Annotated in this window: 8 protein-coding genes, 1 tRNA gene and 2 pseudogenes; 8 read left to right on the forward strand and 3 right to left on the reverse strand. The window is 69.5% G+C overall.

What is annotated here, in order from left to right:
• Positions 1 to 251 precede the first annotated feature (251 nt).
• From ACWIHY_RS39640 to ACWIHY_RS39650, 3 genes are all read left to right on the forward strand, one after another.
• Positions 252 to 1,421 (forward strand): FG-GAP repeat domain-containing protein, encoded by a 1,170-nt coding sequence (locus tag ACWIHY_RS39640; protein ID WP_454381552.1) that lies wholly within the window; start codon positions 252 to 254, stop codon positions 1,419 to 1,421.
• Positions 1,422 to 1,632: 211 nt separating this feature from the next.
• The gene (locus ACWIHY_RS39645) at positions 1,633 to 3,081 is read left to right on the forward strand and encodes an FG-GAP-like repeat-containing protein (RefSeq protein WP_454381553.1); all 1,449 of its coding nucleotides are present in this window, start codon (positions 1,633 to 1,635) and stop codon (positions 3,079 to 3,081) included.
• Positions 3,082 to 3,416: 335 nt separating this feature from the next.
• On the forward strand, positions 3,417 to 4,361 hold the full coding sequence (locus ACWIHY_RS39650) for a Yip1 family protein (RefSeq protein ID WP_454381554.1): 945 nt from the start codon (positions 3,417 to 3,419) through the stop codon (positions 4,359 to 4,361).
• 77 nt (positions 4,362 to 4,438) lie between these two features.
• On the opposite strand, the gene ACWIHY_RS39655 is transcribed toward ACWIHY_RS39650, so the two are convergent.
• Both ACWIHY_RS39655 and dcd read right to left on the reverse strand, forming a co-directional pair.
• Positions 4,439 to 4,936 (reverse strand): phosphoribosyltransferase, encoded by a 498-nt coding sequence (locus ACWIHY_RS39655; RefSeq protein WP_454381556.1) that lies wholly within the window; start codon positions 4,934 to 4,936, stop codon positions 4,439 to 4,441.
• Positions 4,937 to 4,958: 22 nt separating this feature from the next.
• Positions 4,959 to 5,534, reverse strand: coding sequence for a dCTP deaminase (dcd, locus tag ACWIHY_RS39660; RefSeq protein WP_454381558.1), 576 nt, complete (start codon positions 5,532 to 5,534; stop codon positions 4,959 to 4,961).
• Positions 5,535 to 5,999: 465 nt separating this feature from the next.
• Here dcd and ACWIHY_RS39665 point away from each other — a divergent pair.
• A tRNA-Gly gene (locus ACWIHY_RS39665) sits at positions 6,000 to 6,073 on the forward strand.
• Positions 6,074 to 6,164: 91 nt separating this feature from the next.
• Here the strand turns inward: ACWIHY_RS39665 and ACWIHY_RS39670 are convergent.
• A pseudogene (locus ACWIHY_RS39670) lies at positions 6,165 to 7,147 on the reverse strand (site-specific integrase); the annotation flags it as partial.
• Between ACWIHY_RS39670 and ACWIHY_RS39675 the strand changes: the two are divergent.
• The 4 genes and pseudogenes from ACWIHY_RS39675 to ACWIHY_RS39690 all read left to right on the forward strand — a co-directional run.
• Positions 7,113 to 8,696 carry a nucleotide sugar dehydrogenase gene (locus ACWIHY_RS39675; protein WP_454381559.1) on the forward strand — a complete coding sequence of 528 codons (1,584 nt, stop codon included), beginning with the start codon at positions 7,113 to 7,115 and terminating at the stop codon, positions 8,694 to 8,696. The pseudogene ACWIHY_RS39670 and the gene ACWIHY_RS39675 sit on opposite strands and share 35 nt — an antisense overlap.
• A 479-nt stretch (positions 8,697 to 9,175) precedes the next feature.
• Positions 9,176 to 9,613 (forward strand): Asp23/Gls24 family envelope stress response protein, encoded by a 438-nt coding sequence (locus ACWIHY_RS39680; protein WP_454381561.1) that lies wholly within the window; start codon positions 9,176 to 9,178, stop codon positions 9,611 to 9,613.
• Positions 9,614 to 9,650: 37 nt separating this feature from the next.
• Complete coding sequence (locus tag ACWIHY_RS39685) at positions 9,651 to 9,878, forward strand: hypothetical protein (protein WP_454381563.1); 228 nt, start codon at positions 9,651 to 9,653, stop codon at positions 9,876 to 9,878.
• Positions 9,875 to 10,086: pseudogene (locus ACWIHY_RS39690) on the forward strand (Asp23/Gls24 family envelope stress response protein); the annotation flags it as partial. The gene ACWIHY_RS39685 and the pseudogene ACWIHY_RS39690, both read left to right, overlap by 4 nt.

Below are 10,086 nucleotides of genomic sequence, written 5' to 3' on the forward strand. Positions count from 1 at the left end.
ACTCCGTCAACGGCAAGAAGAACGACGGCAAGGCCAAGGAGTCCCTCCAGGTCGTGGACGTGGCGCAGCTGCTCCTCGACTCGGTGAGGACCCCGGCCGAGCCCGAGGACGTGCCGGAGTCCGAGGACGCGCCGGAGCCCGAACCGGTGAAGTAGCACGTACGCAGCCGAAGAAGCGGCCGGATCTGTCTCGGGGGCAGGTCCGGCCGCTTTCGTACGCACTGCTTAACTCGGCGGTCAAAAAAGAGCATCATGTGGCAACTGATACTGGCGATACGGGCGGGGTGGGTCGTGCGAAGAGGCATCGCGGCGGCAGCGGTGAGCTGTGCGGTACTGCTGGCGGGCTGCGGCGGCTCCGGCGACAGCGGCTCCCCGGCCGACGGCGCCGGGGCGGGGGCCGGGGCGGGGGCCGGGGCGGGGGCCGGCTCCTCCCCCGCCACCCTGGCCAACAAGGCCGCCGCGCCAGTGCACCCCGTGCCGCACGGCAGGGGCAGCCGCGTCGCCGAGGACTTCAACGGTGACGGCCACCGCGACCTCGTGCTCAACGACCTGGTCAAGGGCCCCGAGGACCGCCTGGGCGACGACGCGGGGATCGGCATCGTGTACGGCTCCGGGTCCCCCCGCGCCCTCGACCCCGCCGTACGCCAGCTCCTCACACCCGCCCGCAACGCGGCCCGCACCGAGGGCGTGCTCCCGGCGGCCTTCGACGCCGAGGCGGCCTGCGACCTCGACCAGGACGGCTACGCCGACCTGGTGGTCACCACGGACCCGCCGTTCAACGGCACCGGCATGCCGCCCGTACCGCTGCAGATCCTCTTCGGCAGTACGAACGGCCTCACCGGCAAGGCCGTCAAGCTCCGCATCCCCGACCGCGCCCGGTTCGGCAACGAGTGGCCCGACCACCCCGTCTGCGGCGACTTCGACGGCGACGGCAGCAAGGACCTGGCGGTGACAGCGAGCGGCGGCCGCCTCAGCTACCTCCGCGGCCCCTTCACCCGCGCCGGCGCGCCGCGCGCGGCGGCGGGCACGATCCCGGGCATTGGCCCCGTCCTGGTCTCCCCCGACCTCACCGCCGACGTCAACGGCGACGGTTACGACGACCTGGTCTCCGCCACCCGCCCGCACGAGCCGGGAACCGCCGCGCGCGCGACGCTGCTGCTCGGCGGCCCGGCCGGCCCCGGGCGCCCGGGCGGCACGTACACCTTCAAGGCGGTCGAGCCGCGGCCGGGCGACCTGCCGGACGGCGAGGAGACGGCCACCACGGGCGTCCTGCGCCACGCCGACTTCGACGGCGACAAGAAACCGGACACGGTGGTGCGTACGCACCGGGGCGAGTCCACAGACGTGATTACGCTCCACGCCTCGACCGCCAAGAGGACCGTCACCTTCTCCACGGCGGTTTTCTCCACCCAGCAGCGCTGACGCGCAGCAGCGCTGATCCGTGCCTCCCGTACGGCGATCCGCGTCCCGCACGACCATCCGCGCCCCGTACAACCATCCGCCCCCACCAGCAGTCTCCTGTGCGCTGATCACCACGTGTCCGAGAGGACAACTCCCGGCAGACGCGGGTGATCCGCACCCCATTGACTCGGACGCGCACCATACGTCCCGGCATGCCGCAGGAGAACTACGCATGCACAGAAGCCTCCGCACCACCCTCGCCACCGCCACCGCGGCCGCCCTCACGGGCGGCCTGCTCATCGCCGGAGCCGGCGCGGCCGCCGCCGCTCCGCCCGGGCTCCAGGGCGACTTCAACGGCGACGGCTACCGCGACCTGGCGGTCTCCGCCTCCGGCGCCACCGTCAACGGCCACAACGGCGCCGGCGCCGTGACGGTGCTGTACGGCTCACCCGCCGGCGCGGGCGCCCAGAAGATCCAGACGATCACGCAGGAGACCCCGGGCGTCCCGGGCGGCGCCGAGAAGCAGGACCGTTTCGGCGGCCACACCGCCACCGCCGACTTCAACGGCGACGGCTACGCGGACCTCGCCGTCGGCGCGCTCCTGGAGGACGTCGGCTCGGACGTCGACGGCGGCTCGGTCACCGTCGTGTTCGGCAGCGCCACCGGACTGACCGGCGGCGTCACCATCCCGGACCCGACGAGCACCAAGCACGACCACTTCGGGTCGGGTGTGGCCGCGGGCGACTTCAACGGCGACGGCAAGCAGGACCTCGCCGCCAAGTCCGACAACAACAAGATCGACATCTTCCGCGGCGGGATCAGCAAGACGGGCGCCACGGGCGGCCGTTACTCCGTCACCACCCCCGTCCTGGCCGTCGAGGGCCACGACATCTTCAACATCACCGCCGGCAACGTGAACAACGACGGCCGCACCGACCTGGTCGTCGACGGCTACGAGGGCGACAGCACCGGCGACTACTCGTACAACGCCAACTACTACCTCCCCGGCAGCACCTCCGGCATCACCACCACCAACGCCAAGAAGCTCCCCGCGGGCATCATCACCGACATCGGCGACACCAACGGTGACGGCTTCGGCGACATCGTCATCGGCAACACCTGGGACGAGAGGCCGGGCGTCTCCGTGGGCGGCGCCGTGCACGTCGTCTACGGCACGGCGAGCGGCCCGACCGGCGGCAAGGACACGATCACCCAGGACAGCCCCGGTGTTCCGGGCGGCTCGGAGAAGGGCGACCTGTTCGGCGGGGAACTCTCCCTCGGCGACATCAACGGCGACGGCCTCCAGGACCTGGCCATCGGCGCGCCCAACGAGGACATCGGCGGCATAGCCGACACCGGCATGGTCACGGTCGTATACGGCACCCCGAACGGATTCTCCGACTCCGGCGCCCAGGCGATCGAGCAGGACACCCCCGGCGTCCCGGGCGCGAGCGAGAAGCTCGACGGCTTCGGCGGCGAGGTCTTCCTCTCCGACACGACCGGCGACGGCAAGGCGGACATGACGGTCGGCGTGCCGTGGGAGAACGCGGAGAACGGCTACGTCGTGGCGTTCCGCTCCGACGGCGCGAAGATCTCGACGACGGGCCGGGGCATCGGCCTGGCGGCCACCGGCATCTCGACGGCGGGCGCACCGGTGCTGGGTCTGAACATCTCGGGCTGACACCCGTCACGGGCACGACGGGCGGGCCCCGGAAGCGAGCGGAGGGGTCCGCCCCCGGCCGGCGCGACCGGCCCGGCGGCACGGGGACGACCGACCGCTCCGGCGGGCAGGTGCGCCTTGGCCGACCACGGCAAGGCCGGCCGCGCGCACCTCTGCGTCGGCCGCGACGCTCCCCAACTGGCCGCCCAGCCGCACCGACCCACCCCTCACCCCACCCCTCTGCGGGGGACATCCCGTCAGGGACCCCCTAGGGGATGTCACAGCTCGGCCGCAAAGCCGGGCCTGTTGCGGCAGGCCGGGCATACGGCGCATCCGGACCAGGTACGTTCGATTACGTGGCTGGATTCAGGATCGGACGCGGCCGGGACAACCGCACCCCGCAACAACAACCGCAGCGGCAACAGCAGCAACGGCGGCAACAGCCGTACGGGCAGCAGGCGTCATCGCCTCAGCCCCCGTACGGCCAGCAGCAGTGGCCGCAGGCACCGCAATACGGCGGACAGCACGGCGAGCCCGAATACTTCGGCGAACCGGACCCGCACCCGGGCCACGCCCAGGGCGGCTACAGAGGCCACGGCGCCTCCGGGGGAGGCGGCCCGTACCCCCACAGCTCGCACGGCGACTCCCACGGCAACCCCAACAACGCCCCGGGCCACACACAGGCCTTCAGCATCGGCGAGGACCCGTACGGCGACGGCAGCACCTACCACGCCGGCAACACTCCCGGCCCGCCCGCAGGCCCGCGCCTGCACTGGAAGCAGCTGCTGAGCGGCATCGTGCTGCGACCGGGCCCGACGTTCTGGCAGATGCGCGACTACCCGGTGTGGGGCCCGGCCCTGGTCGTGACGTTCCTGTACGGACTGCTCGCGGTCTTCGGCTTCGACAAGGCGCGCGAAGAGGCCATCAACGCGACCCTGTCGAACGCCATCCCGTACGTCCTGACCACCGGCGTAGCGGTGATCATCTGCGGCCTGATCCTGGGCGCGGTGACGCACACCCTGGCCCGCCAGCTCGGCGGTGACGGCGCCTGGCAGCCGACGGTCGGCCTCTCGATGCTGATCATGTCGATGACGGACGCTCCGCGTCTGGTATTCGCGATCTTCCTGGGCGGCGAGAACGGCCTGGTCCAGGTGCTCGGCTGGGTGACCTGGCTGGTGGCCGGCGCGCTGTTCACCTCGATGGTGAGCAAGTCGCACGACCTGCCGTGGCAGAAGGCGCTGGGCGCGTCCGCGATCCAGCTGGTGGCGCTGCTGTCGCTGATCAAGCTGGGCACGATCTGACGCACCGCACGACGAAAAGGGCCCCGGCGCGAGATCCGCACCGGGGCCTTCTCATGAGCGCCTCAGCGCCTACGCGCCTACGCGTCCAGAACCTGCCCCGTGCGCCGTACGACGGGCTTCTGCACGCTCCAGGGGAAGTTGATCCACTCGTCGGTGCGCTTCCACACGTACTCGCACTTCACGAGCGAGTGGGACTTCTCGTAGACAACCGCGCTGCGGACCTCCGCCACGTGATCGAGGCAGAAGTCGTGCACGAGCTTGAGCGTCTTACCCGTGTCGGCGACGTCGTCCGTGATCAGGACCTTCTTGTTGCTGAAGTCGATCGCGTCCGGCACAGGCGCCAGCATGACCGGCATTTCGAGCGTCGTACCGACCCCGGTGTAGAACTCCACATTCACCAGGTGGATGTTCTTCACGTCGAGGGCGTAGGCCAGCCCACCGGCGACGAAGACCCCGCCCCGGGCGATGCTCAGCACGATGTCGGGCTCGTACCCGTCGTCGGCGATGCTCTGCGCGAGCTCGCGCACCGCGATGCCGAAGCCCTCGTACGTCAGATTTTCCCGTACAGCACTCATACCCATGCACCCATACCCGGCATCACACCTGCGTCCGATGAAAATTGAGGAAGGACCGCGAGGCCGTCGGCCCGCGCTGCCCCTGGTAGCGCGACCCGTACCGCTCGGAGCCGTACGGGAACTCCGTGGGTGTGCTCAGCTGGAACATGCACAGCTGCCCGATCTTCATGCCCGGCCAGAGCTTGATCGGCAGCGTGGCCAGATTCGAGAGCTCGAGCGTCACGTGACCGGAGAACCCGGGGTCGATGAACCCGGCGGTCGAATGCGTGACAAGCCCGAGCCGCCCGAGGGAACTCTTCCCCTCCAGCCGCGACGCGAGGTTGTCCGGCAGCGTGATCGTCTCGTACGTCGACGCCAGCACGAACTCGCCGGGGTGCAGGATGAACGCCTCGTCCCCCTCCGGCTCCACCAGCCGCGTCAGGTCGGCCTGCTCGACGGCGGGGTCGATGTGGGGGTAGCGGTGGTTCTCGAACACCCGGAAGTAGCGGTCGAGCCGCACATCGATGCTCGAGGGCTGCACCATGGATTCGTCGTACGGATCAATACGCACGCGTCCGGCGTCGATCTCGGCCCGGATGTCCTTGTCTGAGAGAAGCACGCCCCGAGGATACGCAGAGCGCGCGGGCCCGCCCCAATCGGACGACCCCGCGCGCCTCACACTCCGGCCTCCGGCCGGCCCTGGGGCCGGCCCCTAACGCTGCTCCAGCACCACCGGCACGGCATGCCGGAGCCGCGCGCAGCGCGGACAACGGATGAGCCGCCCCGGACCGATACGGCCGGCGCCGAGCTGCTGCAGCGGGAACGATGTGGTGCTGAACACGTGCCCTTCGGCACAACGGACGACGGTGGGCTCCATCAAGTCCATCAAGTCCCTTCCCCAACAAAGCGTGGACGAGAAGGCCACATTAGGGGATCAACAGGACGCCACTCCAGGCGGCACTCCGCCCTCCACGCTACGCGCACCCGACACCCCGAAAACCCCCCACGCGCCCGCACCGCTCGCACCGGAGCGGGACTGGGGTACACTGTCGGACGAAGCGGAGCCATACCAACGGCCCGCTGCGCGGGTGTAGTTTAATGGTAGAACATGAGCTTCCCAAGCTCAGAGCGCGAGTTCGATTCTCGTCACCCGCTCCACCAGAAAGCCCCAGGCCATCGGCCGGGGGCTTCTTTGTTGTCTAGACCACTTTTGGGCCGCGCGCCATTGGCGTGCCATGAGTGGCCAGCTAGCCGCGAGGGTATTGCCGGTGTGCCGCAGGTCGTAGAAGCGGAAGTCCTCGGGCAGGCCGACCTGGTCACGGGTTTTGCGCCACTTGCGGCCGAACGTCGTGCCGCGCAGGGCTGCCCCCTTCTCGCCGACGAACACCAACCCTTCGGGGCCCGGCTGGGCGAACCACTCAAGGTGCCTGCGTACATCGATGAGCATGAAGGCGGGGAGCGCGATCTCTCGCTTGCCTGCACGGGACTTGGGTCGCCGATGACGCGGCGGCCGGTGTTCAGCTCGGGCGCGGCACGGCGCACCCAGACCGATCCGGCGTCCAGTTCGAAGTCGCCCCGTCGCAGCTCGGCCAGCTCCTCCGGGCGCATCGAGGCGAAGGCGCCGAGAAGGACCATCAGCCGCCAGCGCAGCCCGATGACATCGGCCAGGGCGAAGACCTCCGTGACCGTGGCGACGGGACGCTCGTCCGCCTCCTCGCGGCCCGCGCCACGGATCCGGCACGGGTTCTTGCGGATCATGTCGTCCTCGACCGCGGTCTCCATGACGGCCTTCAGGAGGCGGTACGACTTGGCGACGGTCGTCGCCTCGGTGGCCTTCAGCCGCTCCGCGCGCCACGTTCTGACTCGGGACGGGCTGATCGCGTTCACATACAGCTGCCCGAACTTCGGCTCCAAGTGCAGTCCCAGCAGCCTCCGGTACAGCTCGTCCGTGGTGGGCGCGACGCCCCGCTCGTCGATCCACCGCGTGGCGTACTCGCCGAACAGCACCTCGCCGGCGGTCGGGTCGATCCAGTCGCCGCGCGTCTGGTCGGCCTGGATTTGCGCGAGGAAGACCTCGGCGTCCCGCTTCGTCTCGTAGGTGTCAGGAGCTGCACGCAGCACGCCGTCCGTACCGGGATAGCGTACGGGAGGGCGGCTTGATGGCGCGCGCCGAAGAGGGCGCCTCGCCGCAGCTTCGGTGCGATTCGCGAGCTGCCCTCCGGGCGGTACCAGGCGCCTCGCGGTCGGCACACCGATCGACGCCGACGGCCGCAGTTACGACACCGGCCAGGTCTTCGGCGCCGCCCGCGCCCTCGCCCCACACCTGAACCGCCCCTGCGTCGTCATCGGCAAGTCCACGGTCACCGTCGGCACCAGCCGCGACCTGGCTGCCCTCCTCGCCCGCCTCGCCCCCGCAGGAGACGACGTCGAGGTCGTCTGGAACCCCGAGTTCCTGCGCGAGGGACATGCGATCGAGGACACCCTGCGTCCGGATCGGATCGTCGCGGGCGTCCCCTCCCCGCACGCCGAAGACGTCGTACGTGAGGTCTACGCCCCCCTGCTGCAGGACCAGATCCCGTTGTATGTGACCACCCCTGCCACCGCCGAACTGATCAAGGGTGCCGCCAACGCCTACCTCGGCATGAAGATCTCGTTCATCAATGGCGTCGCCGACATGTGCGCCGCCGCCGGAGCCGACGTCCAGCAGCTCACCGAAGTCATTGGCCTCGACCCCCGGATCGGCCGCGGCGGCCTCAACGCCGGCCCCGGCTACGGCGGCGGCTGCCTGCCCAAGGACGTACGCGCCTTCACCGCCTCCGCCCACATCCTCGGCGCCCTCGACGCCGCCGCCCTCCTGCGGGCAGCCGAGCTAGTCAACGAATCCCGGCCTACCGCCGCGCTCCACCTCATCGAAGAGACCCTCGGCCGACCGGTCGACGACGTGCGCCCGAGAGCTGAGGGAGGAGACCGGACTCTCCATCCCCCTTACGGAGTTCACCACCGTCCAACAGAGGAACGCCGAACACCTCGGCAAGGGTTCGATCGCTGTCTACCACGGGCAATGGGAGGGCGACGCCCACGCCCTCCCTCTCACAGAAGGCATCATGCTCCATTGGTTTCCCACCTCTGTGTTCCCCCGGTTGCGCATGCCACCGTGGTGCCGAGAGGCCATCAGTCTCCGTCGCTCAAGCTGACTGTGGGAGAGGTTGCGCCACCTTCTGCCCCGTCGCTATCGCAGCCGCTTCCCGCGGCTCACGGCAGCGTTGAGCTGGCGTTTTACGCATACAGGGGAATACAGCTAGGCCGTGGTTTCTGTGACGAGGATGGCAACGGTTACCGGGCCCGGGGTATCACTGATGGCTGCGTCGGTTACTGCTGCCCGGACGGCGCGGGCGACTTCCAGGGGACGGTGTCCGGGCGCGACCGCGAGCTGGACCTCGATGTGTCTGCCGGGTGGATCGTGCTGTTGCTCCACCCTGACTGGGCGGCCTCCCAGCTCGGCGGTGAGGCGGGCGACGCCCGGAACGGCCGACGCGACGCCGGCCAGCTCCCCGATGGGCCCCCGCAGGGGCTCTGTTCCGGTCGCTGGGGCCGAGCTTCGCGCGGGTGCAGCTTCCGACGGGGGCGTCGTGGCCTTCTCTGCGGTCCGCGACCTGACAGCTGTCTCTGCGCCTTCATGGAGATCCGTGACGCGCAGATCCGCTGCCACGGTGGTCAGGCCGAGCCGTTGAGCAGCCACGTTGAGCAGTGTGCTCCTCAACTGTTCGGCGGCCTGGTGTAGTGGCTGCGCAACGGATGCGGTGAAGGCAGCCTCGATCCTGAGCGGGCCAGGCGGCAGCGCGCTGGCCGGCGGGCGGACGGCCGGTTGGGACACGGGTTCGTGCGGTGCCGATCCAATGCGCATAGTTTCCAGCCAAACGCCGGGAATCTCAGCGGCCGTGCGCCAGAGGGTCCGTACGGCCGCTTGCTCGGTGATCCATGCCCCGTCGCCGGGCCCTCCGAGCGGGAGCAGTCGACCCAGGTAGAGCTGGCCGCGTACCGCCTGCATCCACGCCTCGGTTTTCACCTGTCCACCCTCTTCCAGAGTCGTTTCTCTTCCTGCCCCTTGCGCCCGGAGCACCCTCAAGGGCTCCAGGCAACGACGCTCTGGCACTCGTCTGACGGCCCCGGGTCATAGTCCTCGCCTCGAATAAACGTACTAAAGTGAGTACAATTTGACCAGAAATCGCCATGTTCGCTTCTTAAGGGAGGAATGCCCTGATGGCTGAGAACTCCGGCGTAAAGCGCGTTGGCGCGCCCGACTCTCGTGGCCGGACGACTATCGCCGATGTGGTGGTGGAGAAGATCGCAGGGATGGCGGCACGGGACGTGCTCGGCGTTCATGCCCTCGGCAGTGGATTCTCGCGCTCGATGGGATCGATGCGGGAGCGGATGCCCGGCGCTGGTAGTGGCAAGTCCGTCACACGCGGGGTCAGTGTCGAGGTTGGAGAGGTCCAGGCGGCCATCGATTTGGAGATCGTTGTCGACTACGGCGTTTCGATCACGGACGTGGCCGGTGCGGTGCGGGAGAACGTGATCTCCGCGGTGGAGCGGATGGCGGGTCGGGAAGTCGTGGAAGTCAACATCATGGTCAGTGATGTGAAGCTGCCCGACGAGGAGGACGAGGACGAAGGGGAAGAACGGCAGCGGATCCAGTAGCCGGGGCGGAGCCGCTGCTTGAGTGAAGGAGCGCGTGATGAGCAGGGCCATGGTGGGCTTGATCGCTGGAATGGCGCTGGGTTTCGCCGGGTACTTCGGTGGCTTCGGGGCTTTCCTGCTGGTGCTGGGGCTGGGCGCCGCCGGACTCGTGGTTGGGCGGTTGGTGGAAGGTGATCTGGAACCGGGTGACTTCGTCCGCCGCCGTGACAACCAGCAGCGGATCCGCGATGACCAGCGACGGGCTCGGAGAGACTGGCGGCAGTGACCAGGGAAGTCGACCGGCACCCGGCCGTCCACCGCAAGGAGCGGGGTGCGACCACAGTCGACGACCGGGTCGCTGCGAAGATCGCTGTCCAGGTGGCACGCGAGGCGCTAAGTCGGTTCGCCGCGTCGGCCGGTCACGTACCTCCCGGCCGCCGGACGCCGCGCGTGACGACGTCCGTGCGGCGGGCACCGGAGCGGAATGACAAAGG

Source organism: Streptomyces sp. NPDC055287, assembly GCF_053646035.1.